18 protein-coding genes and 1 pseudogene are annotated in these 15963 nt (G+C 71.2%); 5 read left to right on the top strand and 14 right to left on the bottom strand.

The window, feature by feature from the left end; translation table 11 throughout:
- The gene (locus tag I4Q55_RS03490; RefSeq protein WP_206784498.1) at window positions 1-636 is read left to right on the top strand and encodes an MBL fold metallo-hydrolase; all 636 of its coding nucleotides are present in this window, start codon (window positions 1-3) and stop codon (window positions 634-636) included.
- A gap of 17 nt (window positions 637-653) precedes the next feature.
- Here I4Q55_RS03490 and I4Q55_RS03485 read toward each other — a convergent pair whose 3' ends face one another.
- Entirely contained in the window at window positions 654-1574 is a 921-nt protein-coding gene (locus tag I4Q55_RS03485) for an SDR family NAD(P)-dependent oxidoreductase (protein ID WP_374194441.1), read from the bottom strand.
- Between the two features lie 119 nt (window positions 1575-1693).
- Between I4Q55_RS03485 and I4Q55_RS03480 the strand changes: the two genes are divergently transcribed.
- Window positions 1694-2350 carry a TetR/AcrR family transcriptional regulator gene (locus I4Q55_RS03480; RefSeq protein WP_206784496.1) on the top strand — a complete coding sequence of 219 codons (657 nt, stop codon included), beginning with the start codon at window positions 1694-1696 and terminating at the stop codon, window positions 2348-2350.
- A 19-nt stretch (window positions 2351-2369) separates the two neighbouring features.
- On the opposite strand, the gene I4Q55_RS03475 is transcribed toward I4Q55_RS03480, so the two are convergent.
- The 3 genes from I4Q55_RS03475 to I4Q55_RS03465 all read right to left on the bottom strand — a co-directional run bounded on the left by I4Q55_RS03475 (window position 2370) and on the right by I4Q55_RS03465 (window position 4530).
- Complete coding sequence (locus I4Q55_RS03475) at window positions 2370-3074, bottom strand: DUF2334 domain-containing protein (protein ID WP_206784495.1); 705 nt, start codon at window positions 3072-3074, stop codon at window positions 2370-2372.
- A 66-nt stretch (window positions 3075-3140) separates the two neighbouring features.
- The gene (locus tag I4Q55_RS03470; protein WP_206784494.1) at window positions 3141-3605 is read right to left on the bottom strand and encodes an NADPH-dependent FMN reductase; all 465 of its coding nucleotides are present in this window, start codon (window positions 3603-3605) and stop codon (window positions 3141-3143) included.
- Entirely contained in the window at window positions 3526-4530 is a 1005-nt protein-coding gene (locus I4Q55_RS03465) for a phosphoribosylaminoimidazolesuccinocarboxamide synthase (protein WP_206784493.1), read from the bottom strand. Before I4Q55_RS03465 ends, I4Q55_RS03470 begins: the two co-directional genes overlap by 80 nt.
- 47 nt (window positions 4531-4577) lie before the next feature.
- Here I4Q55_RS03465 and I4Q55_RS03460 point away from each other — a divergent pair, with 47 nt between their 5' ends.
- Window positions 4578-5384 (top strand): S-adenosyl-l-methionine hydroxide adenosyltransferase family protein, encoded by an 807-nt coding sequence (locus I4Q55_RS03460; RefSeq protein ID WP_206784565.1) that lies wholly within the window; start codon window positions 4578-4580, stop codon window positions 5382-5384.
- On the opposite strand, the gene I4Q55_RS03455 is transcribed toward I4Q55_RS03460, so the two are convergent.
- The 10 genes from I4Q55_RS03455 to I4Q55_RS03410 form a co-directional block, all read right to left on the bottom strand.
- Window positions 5267-6148, bottom strand: a complete 882-nt coding sequence (locus I4Q55_RS03455; protein WP_206784492.1) for an MOSC domain-containing protein — start codon at window positions 6146-6148, stop codon at window positions 5267-5269. The two genes, I4Q55_RS03460 and I4Q55_RS03455, sit on opposite strands and share 118 nt — an antisense overlap.
- Before the next feature lie 54 nt (window positions 6149-6202).
- The gene (locus tag I4Q55_RS03450; RefSeq protein ID WP_206784491.1) at window positions 6203-6910 is read right to left on the bottom strand and encodes an MBL fold metallo-hydrolase; all 708 of its coding nucleotides are present in this window, start codon (window positions 6908-6910) and stop codon (window positions 6203-6205) included.
- 46 nt (window positions 6911-6956) lie between these two features.
- Entirely contained in the window at window positions 6957-7697 is a 741-nt protein-coding gene (locus tag I4Q55_RS03445; RefSeq protein WP_307793098.1) for an amino acid ABC transporter ATP-binding protein, read from the bottom strand.
- Entirely contained in the window at window positions 7694-8458 is a 765-nt protein-coding gene (locus I4Q55_RS03440; RefSeq protein WP_206784490.1) for an amino acid ABC transporter permease, read from the bottom strand. Before I4Q55_RS03440 ends, I4Q55_RS03445 begins: the two co-directional genes overlap by 4 nt.
- A gap of 6 nt (window positions 8459-8464) precedes the next feature.
- Window positions 8465-9244 carry an ABC transporter substrate-binding protein gene (locus I4Q55_RS03435; RefSeq protein WP_206784489.1) on the bottom strand — a complete coding sequence of 260 codons (780 nt, stop codon included), beginning with the start codon at window positions 9242-9244 and terminating at the stop codon, window positions 8465-8467.
- Between the two features lie 7 nt (window positions 9245-9251).
- Window positions 9252-10016 carry an ABC transporter substrate-binding protein gene (locus I4Q55_RS03430; RefSeq protein ID WP_206784488.1) on the bottom strand — a complete coding sequence of 255 codons (765 nt, stop codon included), beginning with the start codon at window positions 10014-10016 and terminating at the stop codon, window positions 9252-9254.
- A 1-nt stretch (window position 10017) separates the two neighbouring features.
- Window positions 10018-10836 (bottom strand): ABC transporter substrate-binding protein, encoded by an 819-nt coding sequence (locus tag I4Q55_RS03425; RefSeq protein ID WP_206784487.1) that lies wholly within the window; start codon window positions 10834-10836, stop codon window positions 10018-10020.
- A gap of 114 nt (window positions 10837-10950) precedes the next feature.
- The gene (purB, locus tag I4Q55_RS03420; RefSeq protein ID WP_206784486.1) at window positions 10951-12378 is read right to left on the bottom strand and encodes an adenylosuccinate lyase; all 1428 of its coding nucleotides are present in this window, start codon (window positions 12376-12378) and stop codon (window positions 10951-10953) included.
- A gap of 46 nt (window positions 12379-12424) precedes the next feature.
- Window positions 12425-13570, bottom strand: coding sequence for a galactonate dehydratase (dgoD, locus tag I4Q55_RS03415; protein ID WP_206784485.1), 1146 nt, complete (start codon window positions 13568-13570; stop codon window positions 12425-12427).
- A 16-nt stretch (window positions 13571-13586) separates the two neighbouring features.
- On the bottom strand, window positions 13587-14264 hold the full coding sequence (locus I4Q55_RS03410; RefSeq protein ID WP_206784484.1) for an SDR family NAD(P)-dependent oxidoreductase: 678 nt from the start codon (window positions 14262-14264) through the stop codon (window positions 13587-13589).
- Between the two features lie 87 nt (window positions 14265-14351).
- Here I4Q55_RS03410 and I4Q55_RS03405 point away from each other — a divergent pair.
- Window positions 14352-14946: pseudogene (locus tag I4Q55_RS03405) on the top strand (bifunctional 4-hydroxy-2-oxoglutarate aldolase/2-dehydro-3-deoxy-phosphogluconate aldolase).
- A complete protein-coding gene (locus I4Q55_RS03400) occupies window positions 14939-15943 on the top strand; it encodes a beta-propeller fold lactonase family protein (RefSeq protein ID WP_206784483.1) in 1005 nt (334 codons plus the stop codon). Before I4Q55_RS03405 ends, I4Q55_RS03400 begins: the two are co-directional and overlap by 8 nt.
- Window positions 15944-15963 lie beyond the last annotated feature (20 nt).

Here is a 15963-nt window from a genome sequence, read left to right as displayed (position 1 = left end):
ATGCGTATCGTCCATTTCGGACACGCCTGCGTACTGCTGGAGACCGGCTCCGAGCGGATCCTGATCGACCCGGGCAAGTTCTCCACCGGCTTCGACGGTGAGCGGGAGCTGTCCGCCGTGCTCATCACGCACCAGCACTTCGACCACCTCGACGTCGAACGGCTGCCCGGGGTCCTCGAAGCCAACCCGGGCGCCAAGCTGATCGTCGATCCCGGGTCCGCGCCCGAGGTCGAGAAGCTGGGCCTCGAATTCGACGTCGCCAACGTCGGGGACGCCTTCGCCGTCGGGGACACCTCGATCAAGGCCGTCGGCGGGGAACACGCCGTCATCCACGCCGACATCCCCGTGATCCCGAACATCGGGTACGTCTTCGACGACGGCGCCTTCTTCCACCCCGGCGACTCGTTCTTCGTGCCGGACCAGAAGATCGACGTGCTGGGCCTGCCGACCGGCGCGCCGTGGCTGAAGGCCGGCGAAGCCGTCGACTACCTGCGAGCGGTCGCGCCGCGGGTGGCCGTTCCCATCCACGAGGCCGTGCTCGCCAGCCCGGCCATGCACTACGGCCTGTTCGGGAACCTCGCGCCCGAAGGCACCGAGGTCAAGGTGCTCGACCGGGGCGAACCCGCGAAGTTCTAGGCCACCGGGCGTGCCGGTCACGAACCGACCGGCACGCCGCACAACTCGGCCGCGCGCTGCCACAGCTCCTCCTCCCGCTCCTTGTCGTACGACTCCGCCGACGACGGCACGACCCGGCCGCGGTCGAGGTACGCCCCCGACTCGGCGGGCCGGGACACGGTCATGGCCGCGACCAGCCCGGCGCCCGCGGCCTTCGGGCTGGACGCGATGGGCGTCGCCCACAGCAGCGGGAGCAGCCACCGGAAGCCGAAGCGCTGGATCGCGCCGGCGTCGCGGACGAGGCCCGTGCCGGGCACCAGCCCGGGGGTGTAGGCGTAGACGTCGATGCCCGGAAGCCGCCTCGCGAGCGCGTGCACCAGGTACTGCACGCCGAGCTTGCTCGTCGAATAGGCCCGCCGCCCCGCGGTCACGGTCTCGGCCTCGGCCTCGGGGCCGGTGCCCGGCTTGGCGAGGCTTCGCGGATCGGCCCACCGTGGCGCCGGCACGAGACCCATGTTGTGCCGGAAGTCGCCGAAGTGCGACTCGCTGCCCGTGATCACGACGCGCGCGCCCGGCTCCAGCCTGTCCGCGAGCAGGCGGAGCAGCAGGTAGTTCGCCAGGACGTTGATGCCGAACGTCGCCTCGAACCCGTCCGCCGTCGCCTTCGTGGCCGACGCCGTTTGCACCCCCGCGTTGGCCAGGACACCCGCCAGCGGGGGAATCTCCCGCTCGTCGAGCAGCTTCCGCACGGTTTCCGCGGCCGCGCGCACTTCCGCCAGCGAGCCGAGGTCGCACGGAACCGCCCGGACGTTCGCGTTCCCCGTGCGCGCGGCCAGGTCCCGGGCGAGCCGGTGACCAGCCTCCTCCCCGCGCACGAAGACGAGCAACAGCTGGTCCGGCCGGTCGCGCAGCAGCCGCTCGGCCGCCGCCCGGCCCAGCCCGCGGCTCGCGCCCGTCATGAGCAGCGTCTTCGCCGGTTCGGTCATGGTCCCATCCCTCGTCACTCGATCGGGTACTCGATTCGAATTGGTACTCAGTACCGTAGCGCACTCGATACCGGATCCGCTACCTTGGAGACATGGAAAAACGCCCCTCACTGCGGGAGCGCAAGCAGAAACAGGCTCGTGAGCAGATCGTCGAGGCCGCCTTCGAGTTGTTCGCGGAGCGCGGCTTCACCGAGGTCACGGTCACAGACATCGCGGAGCGCGCAGAGGTGGGGCGGACGACGTTCTTCCGGTATTTCGGCGACAAGCAGGAGGTGGTGTTTGCGGATGAGCAGCAGTTGCTGAACCAGCTGGCGGAGCGGCAGCGGGCGTTGCCCGACGAGGCACCACAGAGTCTTCCGGCGGCTCTGGGGCAGGTTCGCGCCTTGGTGCTCGAGGTGTGCGCGGAAGCGGCCGAAGACGCGCACTACGAGATGCACCAGCGGCTGGTGGAGCAGAACCCGGAGCTCAAGGACCGCAGCGCGCGGAAGCTGCAGCGGTTCGCCGAGCTGGGCGAAGCGCTACTGCTGGAGCGCGGCACGCCCAGGGAGGTCGCGGTGCTGGCGGCGCAGCTCGCCGTGGCCTGCTACCAGGCGGGCAGCCGGCTCGCCGGCACCGACGCGGCCGCGCTCGTTCCGGCGGTCGACGTGGCCTTCGGCCGGCTCGACGTGCTCCTCGACCCGAGCCCGGCGCACTCGGTCACGAACGAGCGCCAACCCCGGCAGGGGCGGTGTTTGACAACTCCAGAGTGAAGCGTGGCCCCGCGGCCGTTCAGGCCGCGATCGCGCGCAGCGAACCGTACGTCGCGCCGAACGCGCGGTTCTCCAGGGCGACGTCCACCGCGTCGAGCAGGGCCTGGCGGAGGCCGGGGCGGGTCAGGTCCGTGGCATCCACCCCCAGCCGGACCAGCCCGCCCCGGCGAGCCGACCGCGCGGCCGCCAGCACCAGCGCGAAGCAGCGCACCGTCTCGGTGCGGTGCGACTGGCTCGTGAACTCCTGGACCCGCGCGCGGCGGACCTCGCCGGTGACGAGGTCCCGCACCGCGCCGAGGTCCGCGCATAGCCGGAAACCGTGCTCCGCCAGTGCTTGCAGTGTGCCCTGGGAGGCGATCCAGCGCGGCGGCGCGAAGCCGTCGGCCGACAACCCCGCGTTGTCCAGCGCGGCCTTCGCCGCGATCAACCGCAGGCGTGCCTCGTGCGCCGGCAGGGTCGCGAACTCCGCCCGCTTGCCCAGGTACACCGTGCGGTGCGTGGGCGTCACGGTGTGGTCGTAGCCGTGCAGCAGCACGGAATCACCGCGGCGGGCGCGGGTACGCACCCACTCCGTCACCGGGCCGTCGCCGGTGCGGGCGGCGTACAGCACCGAGAGCGGCACCTTGCGGCGGTCGAGCTCGGCCGCGAGGTCGGCGCACCGGTGCAGCGTGCGCGGGGTGATTCCCGACAGCGAAACCAGCAAGCGAGCGTCCACGGCCTCCATTGGGACGCACGCGGCTGACACTCCCGTGAACTGCGCAGAACGGGCGGGCGACCGTTGCCGTAAAGCTCAGCCGGCGGCCCGCAGGTGCATGACCGCCACCGCGATCCGGCCGCGCAGGTCGGGGTCGGCCACCTGGCCGTCGGCGACGTCCGCGCGCGAGACCGGGATCCGCGCGCACGCCTCTTCCACGATCTTCGCGCCCGCGTAGGTCAGGACCTTGCGCAAGGAGTCGTGCGCGTCCCGGCCGCCGGTCGGCGCCGCGATCGAGGAGGCGTTGATCCACGCCACCGGCTTGCCGTACAGCTCGCCACCGCCGACCGTCCAGTCGAGGAGGTTCTTGAACGAGCCCGGCAGCCCGCCCGCGTACTCCGGCGTGCAGATCAGGACCGCGTCGGCTTCCTTGATCGCGGCACGCAGGGAAGCGACCTCGGGGTGCAGCGGGTCGCGGTCGTCATCGGGGTTGAAGTGCGGCAGGTCGCCGAGGCCGGTGTACGTCTTGCTCACGGTGAGGGTCGCGACGGTCCCCAACACCGCCGCATTGCCCGAGCCGGCTCGCAGGCTGCCGCAGATCAGCAGGATCACGAGGCCAGTCTGCCAGCGAAAGCCCGGTGATGCGGTGGTACGCCTCGATGTACCGGTCGCGCGTGGCCGTCACCACTTCGGGTGGCAGCGGCGGGAGCGGCGACACGCAGTCCCACCCGGACGCCGGGCCGACGAGCCAGTCACGCACGTGCTGCTTGTCGAACGACGGCTGCGGGATGCCGGGCCGGTGACCGTCGGCGAGCCAGTAGCGGGCCGAGTCCGGGGTGAGCAGCTCGTCCGCCAGCACGAGCCCGCCGCCGGCCCCGATGCCGAACTCGAACTTCGTGTCGGCCAGCAGCAGGCCCTGCTCCGCGGCGCGCGCGGCGCCCCGGCGGTAGAGCTCCAGTGACGCCTCCCGGACCTCCTCGGCGAGCGCGCGGCCGAGCACCGAGACGCACGTGTCGAAGTCGATGTTCTCGTCCTTCTCGCCCGGTCGCGCTTTGGTGGACGGCGTGAAGATCGGCTCGGGCAGCCGCGCCGACTCGGCCAGCCCGCCCGGCAGCGGCAGCCCGCACACCTCTCCGGACCGGCGGTAGTCCGAGTACCCGCGGCCGGTGAGGTAGCCGCGGACGACCGCCTCCACCGGCAGCATGTCGAGCCGTTCGACCAGCAGCGCCCGGCCACGGACGGACTCCGGGATCAGCGGCCCGTCGCAGGCGACGAGGTGGTTCGGGAGGACGTCGGCGAGCTCGCGGAACCAGAACACGCTCATCGCGGTGAGCACGCGGCCCTTGCCGGGGACCGAGGTGGGGAAGACGCGCTCGAAGGCGGAGATGCGATCGGAGGCGACGACCAGCAGGTGGTCGTCGCCCACGGCGAACAGGTCGCGGACCTTGCCGGTGGCGAGCCGCTCGGGGATGGGGAGGGGTGTCACGCGCTGAACCCTAACGGGCACCCTCCGCCACCATGGATGATGCTCGCATGGCGTACGACTGGATCTCGGTGACCACCGACTACGGCCTGCGCGACGGCTTCGTGGCGGCTTGCCACGGCGTGATCGCGCGGCTGGCGCCCGCGGTGCGGGTGATCGACGTGACCCACGAAGTGCCCGCCCAGGACATCCGGCACGGGGCGATGGCACTGGCCCAGACGGTTCCCTACCTGCCGGAATCGGTGCACGTCGCCGTGGTCGACCCGGGGGTCGGCACGGCCCGGCTCGGCGTGGTCGTCGTCGCGGAGGACGGGCTGCTGGTCGGGCCGGACAACGGCCTCCTGCTGCCCGCCGCTCAGGCGCTGGGCGGGGTCCGGGCGGCCTACGAGCTGGCGGAGCCGTCGCTGCGGCTGCCGGCCACGTCGGCGACGTTCCACGGGCGGGACGTCTTCGCGCCCGCGGCCGCGCACCTGGCGCTGGGGGTTGCGCCGTCGGACTTCGGCGACCCGGTGGACGGCCTGGTCGCGATGCCGGAGCCGTTCGTCGCCGCCTTCCCCGGCAAGCTCGTGTCGGAGGTGCTGACGGTCGACCACTTCGGGAACGTCCAGCTGGCGGCGACCCCGGCGGACCTCGAGCTCTCCGGCCTCTCCGGTGCGGTTTCCGTGCACAGCGAGCGCGTGGCGGTGACCACGGTGCTCGGGCGCACCTTCGCCGACGTGCCCGCCGGTTCGCCGGTGCTCTACACCGATTCGGCCGGACGCCTCGCCGTCGCCGTGAACGGCGGCTCGGCGGCGGCCGTGCTCGGGCTCGGGCCGGCCCAGGAGTGCACGATCACCTCGTCGCCGACGGCGACCTGACCCGGCCGCAGCACCGCGGCCTTCATGCCGAAGACGACACCGCCGGTCGGGCCACGCCGGTAGGTCGCGAGGGTGCGGATCGGCTCGGGGCCGGCCTTCGCGCCGGTCTCCTGGTCGATCATCGGGACCGTGCAGCGGACGCACTTCTCGGCGTAACCGAACATCGCGGTGCCCGCTTCCAGCTCCCGGGCTTCGTCCTCCCGGTGGGGTTCGGCCCAGCCGGCGATGACGATGTTGGGGCGGAAGCGGTCCATCGGAACGGGTTCGCCCTGGGCGGCCGCGATCCGCTCGTTCAAAGTGTCCAAAGAGGACTCCGAGGCGAGCAGTACGGCGTGTGCGTCGCCGAACGCGGCCCGGCCCGGGAACTCACCACCGCTGACACGGTCGTGGTCGGGCGTGACGCCGATCAGTTCGGCAGGCCGCCCGAGCAGGTCCGAGAACCACTCGTCGGCCCGGGGATCCTGCCGGACGCCTTCGCCGTGCCAGGTGAGCATCGACACCGGGCGCCGCGGGCCGTCACGCCGGATGGCGAAGACGACGTCTTCACGGCCGGGGGCGGACAGCGCGAGCCTGTCGCCGATCACCTGCGGCCGGACGGTCGCCATGACCGGGTGCGGCCGCTGGGTGAGGATGTCGCCGTCCGGCGTGATGACCTGGAAGACGCGGTCGTGCGCGAGCCCGGTTTCGGTCACCTGGGCGGACGGCACGTCGGTGCCCGCGCAGGACTTGACCGGGTAGTAGGTCAGCCGAGCGATTCTCGCCATCTCCGCAGGCTACTCGGGCCGCGGCCGCCGAAGCGTCTTCTTTTCGGGGCGCCGCTACGCGCGCCGGCCCCAGCGCTCGTCGGCCGGCTCCTCGCCGCGCCGCACCGCGTCGAGGTAGGCCCGGTCAGCGGCGAAGCGGGCCGCCACCTCGGGTCCCGTGGCCACGGCGCCGTGGCCGGGGATCACGACGTCGACGTGCCGGGCAGCCTCCTCGAGCCGGTCGAGTGCCGCCGGGTAGACGCTTTCCTGACCGGGGCGGCGGGGGTCGAGGAGCGGAATCAGGACGTCGGAAAGCATGTCGCCGGCGAGCAGGACTCCGCGGTCGGCGAGCAGGACGGCGGCGTGGCCGACGGCGTGCGCGTCGTGTTCGATGATCTCGCCCGGCACCCCTCCGCCGTCCGCGGGCAGCGGGGTGAGGCGGCCGATCAGGTCGAGCGGGATGCCTGACGCGCTCTCCGCCGCCATCGCCTGCGCCCGCTCGCGGGCTTCGCCGGCCGCCTGGGCACCGGCGGCGGTGGCGTACCGCGGGACGTCGCCGAAGCGGGGGTGCCAGAGCAGGTGGTCCCAGTGCGGATGGGTGGAGAACCCGGCGACCACCGGGATGCCGAGCCGGTCCAGGTCGTCGGCGAGCCCGGCCAGCTCGGCACCCTCGATGCCGGGGTCGACCAGGACGAGCCCGGCTTCCCCGCGCACCACCGTGGTGTTGCTCCAGACCCACTCGCTCTGCCGGACCCAAACGCCGTCGGCCACCTCGTTCAGCATCGGGTCACCGTGTCAGCCGGCGGCGTCCCGCGCAATCACCGAACGCTCAGAGCACCTGCGAAAGGAACCGCTGCAGGCGCGGGCTCTGGGGCTCGTCGAAGAGCTGCGCCGGCGGTCCCTGCTCGACGATGCGGCCCGCGTCCATGAACGCCACCTCGTCGGCGACGCTGCGGGCGAAGCCCATCTCGTGCGTCACCACGATCAGGGTGAGCCCCCGCGACGCCAGGCCCGCCATCAGCTTCAGCACGCCCTTGACCAGCTCGGGGTCAAGGGCGCTGGTGGCCTCGTCGAAGAGCATCACCTCGGGGTCCATCGCCAGCGCCCGCGCGATCGCGACGCGCTGCTGCTGTCCACCGGACAACGCGCTCGGCCGGTACGGTGCCTTGTCCGCGAGACCGACCTCCGCCAGGCGGGCGCGGGCGATCGCCGACGCCTCCTCCTTGCTCAGCTTCTTCACGCTGCGCAGGGGCAGCACGATGTTGTCCAGCACGCTTCGGTGGCCGAAGAGGTTGAAGTGCTGGAACACCATGCCGACGCGCTGGCGCAGGGCGTCGGGGTCGGACCTGATCACCGATTCGCCGTCGAGCAGCAGGTCGCCGGAGTCGGGCTCCTGAAGCCGGTTCACGCAGCGCAGGAGCGTCGACTTGCCGGAGCCGGACGGGCCGATGACGCACGTCGTCTTGCCGCTCTCCACGTGGAGGTCGACCCCGCGCAGGACTTCGAGCGTGCCGAAGCTGACGTGGATGTCCCGTAGCTCCACGCTGGACGAACGCACCGCCGTCGTCACGAGCTGACCTTCCCGCTGGCGACCAGGTCCAGCTCGTCTCCGTCGCCCGGCTCGTCGGCGCGCACCTTGCGGCCGGTCCGGAGCTTCTTGTCGATGTAGTTGACCAGGTGCGTCAGCGGCACGGTGATCACGAGGAAGAACACGCCCGCGGCGACCAGTGGCGACAGGTTGCCCGTGTTGGCCGCGAGGTCCTGGCCGATCCGGAACAGTTCGCGCTGCCCGGACAGCAGCCCCAGCACGTAGACGAGGCTGGAGTCCTTGACCAGCGCGATGAACTGGTTCACCAGCGCCGGCAGCACCCGCCGGACGCCTTGCGGGATGATCACCAGCAGCATCGACTTGGTGTAGCTCATCCCGAGCGCGCGGCTGGCTTCCAGCTGGCCCTTGTCCACGCTCTGGATGCCGGCCCGGAAGATCTCGCCGATGTAGGCGGCGGCGATCAGGGACAGCGCGAGGATGCCCATCGGGTACGGGTTCGTGCCGACGACGTCCCGGGCGAGCGTGCCGAGCCCCTGGCCGATCAGCAGGATCGTCAGGATGGCGGGCAGGCCGCGGAAGATGTCGGTGTAGACCCGCGCGGGCCAGCGCAGCCACCACTTGGTGGACAGGCCCATCACCGCGAGCACCATGCCGACCACGGTGCCGATCAGCGCCGAGGACACGGACAGGATCAGCGTGTTCAGGAGACCGGTCTTCAGCAGGTCCGGCAGGACCTGGGAGATGTAGTCCCAGTCGAGGAACGTGTTGACGAAGTCGTCCATTGTGGACTACTGCCCCGGCTTGAACTCGGCGGGCACGGGCGCGGTGGGCTCGAACTGGTCGTGCACCTTGACCCAGGTGCCGTCCGCGATGACCTTCTTGAGGCCGTCGTTGATCTTGCCGATCAGTTCGGTGTTGCCCTTCCGGAAGGCGAATCCGTGCGGGATGGTCGTGGTGATCGCCTTGGTCACCTTGAGCTTCGCGTCCGGGTTGTTCTTGGCGTAGTCCTCGGCGGTGGCCTGGTCGAACACCGCGCCGTCGATCGCGCCGGTCTTGAGGGCGTTGAGGGCGGCGGCGTCGTTGGGGAACCGGACGGCTTGCGCGGTCGGCGCGTTCGAGCCGAGCCAGCTGTCGGAGACCGTGCCCTGGACGACGCCGATCCGCTTGCCCGCCAACGAGTTCTCGTCGGTGATGCCGGCGGTCTCCTTGGCTTCGATGCCGAGGGCCTGGTAGTTGTACGGCGCCGAGAAGTCGACGGTCTTCTTGCGGGCGTCGGTCTGCGAGATCGCGGAGCTGCCGATGTCGAACGTGCCGTTCGCGACCTGGCCGAGCAGCGCGGAAAACTCCGTCGCGGCGAACTCGAGCTTCAAGCCTTCCTTGGCCGCGATGGCCTTCAGGAGTTCGTTGTCGAAGCCGGTGTAGTTGCCGTTCTCCTGGTAGGCGTTCGGCTTCGAGTCGCTGAGCGTGCCGACGCGCAGGGTCTTCCCGTCGCCGCTGTCCGAGCCGCCGCACGCGGTGAGGGCGGCCAGCAGGGTCGCGGTGAGCGCCGTGACCAGTGTTTTCTTCATGCTTCTCCTAACCCTGGAACCCGGCCGGCACCGGAGCGGTCGGCAGGAACTGCTGGTGCAGCTTAAGCCAGGTCCCGTCGGAGATCACCTGCTTGAGCCCGTCGTTGATCTTGCCCAGCAGCTCGGTGTTGCCCTTCTTCACCGCGAAACCGTGCGGCACGTCCGTGACGAAGCTCTTCACGACGACCAGCTTGGCGTCCGGGTTGTCGGTGACGTTCTTCTCGGCAATGGACTGGTCCAGGATGTACGCGTCGACCGCGCCGCTCTTCAACGCGGTCAGCGCGGCGGCGTAGTCGGGGAAGCGCACGGCCTGGGCGTCGGGCACCGTGCCGGTCAGCCAGTGATCGCCGACGGTCGCCTGGATGACGGCGACGCGCTTGCCTGCCAGGCCCTTCTCGTCGGTGATCGGCGTGCCCTGCTTGGCCTGGATGCTCATCGTTTCGAAGTCGTAGGCCGCGGAGAAGTCGACCGTCTTCTTGCGCTCGTCGGTCTGCGCGATCGCCGAGCTGGCGATGTCGTAGCGGCCCGACGCGACCTGCCCGAGCAGCGCGGAGAAGTCGGTGGCGGCGAATTCCAGCTTCAGGTTCTGCTTGACCGCGATGGCCTTGAGCAGCTCGTTGTCGAAGCCGGTGTAGTTGCCGTCCTTGAGGTAGATGTTCGGCGGCGCGTCGCTCAGCGTACCCACGCGCAGGGTCGCGGAAGCGCTGTCCGACCCACCGCAGGCGGTGAGCGTGAGGGCGGCGGCCAGTGCGGTGACGATCAGCTTCTTCATGTCACGCACCCAGGTTCTTCACGGGCAGGCCGGGCCCGCCCTGCTGGAGTTCCTTCGACAGCGGCGTGTTCTTGTAGAACTGCCCGTAGATGCGGGCGACCGTGCCGTCCGCGATCGCCTTCGCCAGGCCGTCGTTGAGCTTGTTCAGCAGGTCCGTGTTCTTCTTGGCCACGGCGAACGCCGACGGGGTGTCCTTGTCCTCGACGGTGTACCCGAGCTCCAGCGGGACGTTCGGGTTCTGGTCCAGGTACTTCTGCCCGATGTCCTGCGGCACGACCCAGCCGTCGAGGGTGCCGTTCTTCAGCTGCGCGAAGCCCGCGTTGTAGTCGGGGAAGCGGACGACCTGGGCACCGGCGACCTTGCCCGCGAACTCGTCCTGCACCGAACCCTGGACCACGCCGAGGCGCTTCCCGCCCAGCGCGGCGACGTCCTTGAGGTTCGCGCCCTTCGCCGTGACGATCGTGGTGAAGCCGGTGTTGTAGCCGTTGGAGAAGGCAACCGTCTTCTTGCGCGCCTCGGTGCTCGAGATCGTCGAACTGCCGATGTCGAACTTGCCGCCCGCGACGCCGGCGAGCAGGCTGGCGAACTCGGTGCCGACGAACTCGACCTCGAAGCCTTCACGCTTGGCGATGTCGCGCAGCAGCTCGTTGTCGTAGCCGGTGAACCGGCCGTTCTCCAGGTAGATCGACGGCGGGGCGTCGCTCAGCGTCCCGACGCGCAGGGTGGTCGACCCCGGGTCGGAGCCACCGCAGGCGGCGAGGGTCAACGTCAGCGCGCCCGCGGTCAGGACGGCGGCGATCTTGGACAGCGTGGATCTCATCGCTTCTTCCATGGTGAGGACAAGCGCCCGGCAGCGCTCCGTGGTCAGCGATCGAGATTAGGGATTTCGCCCGTTCGAGTGGATTCGTTCCAGTCCGTGGACTCGTGTGTCAGCTCACAGGATCGGCTGCGGCGCGTAGCCCGCGGCCTCGGGGAACCGCTCGAGGATCTGCGCGACGCGCTCGGCCACCTGGGCGACCTGACGCCCGGCCGTGCCGGTGAACGAGATCCGGTCGGCGAGCAGTTTGTCCAGCTCACCGCGGTCGAGCGGGAGGCGCTCGTCGGCCGCGAAGCGGTCGAGCAGGTCGTTCTCCGCGCGGCCTTCGCGCATCTCGAGCGCGACGGCGACCGCGTGCTCCTTGATCGCTTCGTGGGCCGTCTCACGCCCGACGCCGGCGCGGACCGACGCCATGAGCACTTTCGTGGTGGTGAGGAACGGCAGATAGCGATCGAGCTCACGCTCGATCACCGCCGGGAAGGCGCCGAACTCGGCGAGCACCGTGAGGAACGTCTCCAGCAGGCCGTCGAGCGCGAAGAACGCGTCCGGCAGCGCGACCCGGCGGACGACCGAGTCGGAGACGTCGCCCTCGTTCCACTGGTCGCCGGCCAGCTCGCCGATCATCGACAGGTAGCCGCGCAGCACGACGGCGAGGCCGTTGACGCGCTCGCACGAGCGGGTGTTCATCTTGTGCGGCATGGCGGACGAGCCGACCTGGCCGGGCTTGAAGCCTTCGGTGACCAGCTCGTGGCCCGCCATCAGCCGGATGGTCTTGGCCAGGCTGGACGGCGCGGCGGCGAGCTGGACCACAGTGGACAGCACGTCGAAGTCGAGCGAGCGCGGGTACACCTGGCCCACGCTGACGAACCGGCGGCCGAAGCCGAGGTGCTGCATGACGCGGTCTTCGAGCTGGTCCAAAGTGGACTCGTCGCCGAGCAGGTCGAGCATGTCCTGCGCGGTGCCGACCGGGCCCTTGATGCCGCGCAGCGGGTAGCGCTCGATGAGGTTGTCGAGCCGCTCGAAGGCGACCAGCAGCTCGTCGGCCGCCGCGGCGAACCGCTTGCCGAGGGTGGTGGCCTGGGCGGCGACGTTGTGGGAGCGCCCGGCCATGACGGTGTCGGCGTGCTCGACGGCGAGAGCGGCCAGCCGCGCCAGCACGGCGGCGACGCGGGTGCGCACGAGCTCGAGGGACCGGAGCAGCTGCAGCTGCTCGACGTTCTCGGTGAGGTCGCGCGAGGTCATGCCCTTGTGGACGTGCTCCTGCCCGGCGAGCTCGCTGAACTCCTCGATGCGCGCCTTGACGTCGTGGCGGGTGACGCGCTCGCGGGCGGCGATCGACTCGAGGTCGACGTGCTCGAGCACCCGCTCGTAGGCCTCGACGACGCCGTCCGGCACCTCGACGCCGAGGTCGCGCTGGGCCTTGAGGACGGCCAGCCAGAGCTGTCGTTCCAGGACGACCTTCTGCTCCGGCGACCAGAGCGAGACCAGCTCCGCCGAGGCGTAGCGGGCGGCGAGCACGTTCGGAATGCGGGGCTTGTCCGTCACGCCCTCACGATACCTGCGCAGGTCAGCGCGGTAGCGGCCCGGGGTTTCACCACTCGGCGAAGCCACCGTCGTCGTGGCGCCACACCGGCGACCGCCAGCTGTGCCCGGTTTCGTCAGCCCGGCGGACGGCTTCTTCGTCCACTTCGATTCCGAGGCCGGGCTTGGGCGGCCGGGCCGCGTAACCGTCCTGAAAGGCGAAGATCGACGGATCGGCGAGGTACGTGGGTTCCCGGCCCTCGTGGTAGTGCATGCCCACACTTTGTTCCTGGATCAGGAAGTTCGGCGTCGCGAAGGCGACCTGCAGCGACGCCGCCAGCGAAATGGGGCCAAGGGGGCAGTGCGGGGCCAGCGAAGCGCCGTACATCTCGGCCAGCGCACCGATCCGCCGCAGCTCGGAGATGCCGCCGGCGTGCGACGGGTCGGGCTGCACGACCGCGACGCCGGCGTCGAGCACCGGTTTGAACTCCCAGCGCGAATACAGCCGTTCGCCGACCGCGATCGGCACCGTCGACGCCTCGACGACCGCGCGCAGTGCGTCGCCTTGGGTCTCCGGGAGCACTGGCTCCTCGACGAACATCGGCTGGACGTCCTCCAGCATGCGCACCAGCCGGCGCGCCATCGCGGGCGAGACGCGACCGTGGAAGTCGATGGCGAGGTCGCGGTGCGGGCCGAGCACCTCGCGCGCTTCCCACGCGCGTGCCACCGCGGCTTCGGCCTCGGCCGGGGAGGCGATCGCCGTCAGTGGGCCGGCGACGTTCATCTTCACCGCGGTGAACCCGGCCTCGACCTGAGCCGTCACGGCTTCGCGGATGCCGGCCGGGCGGTCGCCGCCGACCCAGCTGTAGACCCGGACGCGGTCGCGGACCGGGCCGCCGAGCAGCTCGTGCACCGGCGCGTTGCGGGCCTTGCCGGCGATGTCCCACAGCGCGTGGTCGAACCCGGCGAGGGCGCTGGAGAGCACCGGACCGCCGCGGTAGAACCCGCCGCGGCGCAGCACCTGCCAGTGGTCCTCGATGCGCAGCGGGTCCTGGCCGACGAGCAGCTCGGACAGCTCGTGCACGGCCGCGCGCACGGTCGCGGCGCGGCCCTCGACCACCGGCTCGCCCCAGCCGCTGATCCCCTCGTCCGTGCTGACCTTGAGGAACAGCCAGCGCGGCGCGACCAGGAACGTTTCGATCGCGGTGATCTTCACCCGGGTCCCCCACTTTCTACGCGGAATCCTTGGCGGCGGACCAGCCGCCGTCGACGGTCAGCTCGGCCCCGGTGACGAACGACGCGGCGGCCGACAGCAGGAACGCGATCACGTTCGCGACTTCGGCCGGGTCGCCGAGCCGGCCCGCCGGCGTCGCCCGCGCGCTGCGTTCGCGGTCCTCGGGCGAGATGCGGTTCCAGGCCTCGGTGAGCACCGGCCCCGGCAGCACCGAGTTGACCCGCACCCCGGGTGCGTACTCGACGGCCAGCTGCCGGGCGAGCGCGACGAGCGCGCCCTTGCTCGCGGCATACGCCGGGTGGCCCGGCAGGCCGAAGTGCGCGTGCACCGACGAGACCAGCACGATCGCGCCGCGCCGGGCCCGCAGCGACGGCAGGCACGCCTTCACGGCGAGGTAGGTACCGGTCAGGTTGACGTCGAGCTGGCGTTGCCACTCGGCCCGGCCGATCTCGTGCAGCGGCCCGGTGCTGGGCGTGTAGGCGTTGCTGACCAGGGCGTCCACTTCGCCGATGGCCGCCCAGGTCGCCTCGTCGCTCACCGAACCCCGGACCGGCGTGACGCCGTCGGGGAGCTCGGCGATGTCGACGCCTAGCACGCGGTAGCCGTCTTCCACGAGTTTCCGCGCGGTCGCCGCCCCGATCCCGGACGCCGCTCCGGTCACCACCGCTGTGGGCATCGCCTCTCCCGTCCTCGGAGCACCAGAATAAATCCTAATTTAAGATTTCACAACGTAGACTGTGCCATCAACCACCGGTGGGAAATCATGACCGACGCGCTGCGCCAGGGCGTCGTCGGAATCGTGCGCACGCGCGACACGGAGTCTGCGGTGGCGGCGGCCCGCGCAGTCCTCGAGGCCGGGCTGCGCTCGGTCGAGCTGCCGCTGACGAACCCGGGCGCGCTCGACGCCATCGCCGAGCTCACGGCCGCCTACCCGGACGCCACGATCGGGGCCGGCACGGTGCTCGACGAGACGTCCGCGGTACTGGCGATCCGCGCCGGGGCGCGGTTCCTCGTGTCACCGTCGGTGGACAGCGCGGTGATCCGGACCGCGCACCGCTACGGCGCGGCGGCCCTCCCCGGTGCCGGCTCGGTGACCGAAATCGTGCGCGCTGGAGGAAGGCGCCGACGCGGTGAAGGTGTTCCCGGCGTCGGCGCTCGGGCCGTCGTGGGTGTCGGACGTACGGGCGGCGCTGCCGCAGGCCCCGCTGGTGCCCACCGGCGGCATCGGCCCCGAAGACGTGCCAGGCTGGCTCTCGGCGGGCGCGGTCGCCTGCGGGATCGGCTCGGCGCTGACCCGCGGCACCGCCGCGGAGATCACCGCCCGGGTCGAGACGCTGTTGAGGAGCGCGCATGGCTGAGCTGGTCTTCGTCGGGTGCTACACCGGCGACGCGGGGAACGGCACCGGGATCACGACGCTCTCGCGGTCGCCGTCCGGCTCGCTGCGCGAAGTGGCTTCGCTGCCGCTGGAATCGCCGTCGTGGCTGGTGCGCCACCCGTCGCTGCCGGTGCTGTACGCGGCCAACGAGACCGCAGACGGCGGCGTGACGGCGTTGGCCATCTCGCCGTCGGGCGAGTTGTCGGTCATCGGCACGGCCGAAACGGGCGGCGCGCACCCGTGCCACCTGGCGGTGACGCCGGACGGCCGGTTCCTGTTGTGCGCCAACTACACCGGTGGCAGCGTGGCGGTGTTCTCACTGACCGGCTCGGGCGAGCCGGCCGCCCGGACCGCGCTGGTCCAGCACAGCGGCAGCGGCCCGGTGGCCGACCGCCAGGAAGCGGCGCACGTCCACATGGCGGTCCCGTCGCCGGACGGTTCCCTCGTGAGCGCGGTCGACCTGGGCACGGACGAAATCCGCAGCTACACGCTGACGTCCTCAGGCGAACTCGAACCGCTGGCGGTGTCCTCGCTGCCGCCGGGCACGGGACCGCGGCAGCTGGTGCGCCGGCCGGGCACGGACCTGGCGTACGTCGTCGGCGAGCTGGCCGGCACGCTGATCACGGTCCGGGAGAAGGCGCCGGGCGCCTTCGAGCTGGTCGCGTCGACGCCGTCGACGCTGTCCTCCGTGAAGCCCAACCTGGTGGCCCACCTGGAACTGGCCGACTCGCGCCTGTACGTGTCGAACCGCGGTCCGGACTGCGTGACGGAGTTCGCGCTGGACGACGCGGCCGCGGTGGCCGACCAGCCCTGCGGCGCGAACCCGCGGCACTTCGCGTTGGTGGACGGGACCTGTTACGTGGCCGCGCAGTCGGAGGACGCCATCACGGCGTTCACGCTGACCGCGTCCGGCGAGGCGGAGCTGCGGTACTACCCGACGGGGTCGCCGACGTTCGTGCTGCCGGTTTCGCTGCCTTGACCCTGCATCCATAATGCGGT

The organism is Amycolatopsis sp. MtRt-6 (genome assembly GCF_017308975.1).
Classification (GTDB): domain Bacteria; phylum Actinomycetota; class Actinomycetes; order Mycobacteriales; family Pseudonocardiaceae; genus Amycolatopsis.
Note: the sequence above shows the minus strand (reverse complement) of the source record. Positions and strands in the feature narration are given on the sequence as shown.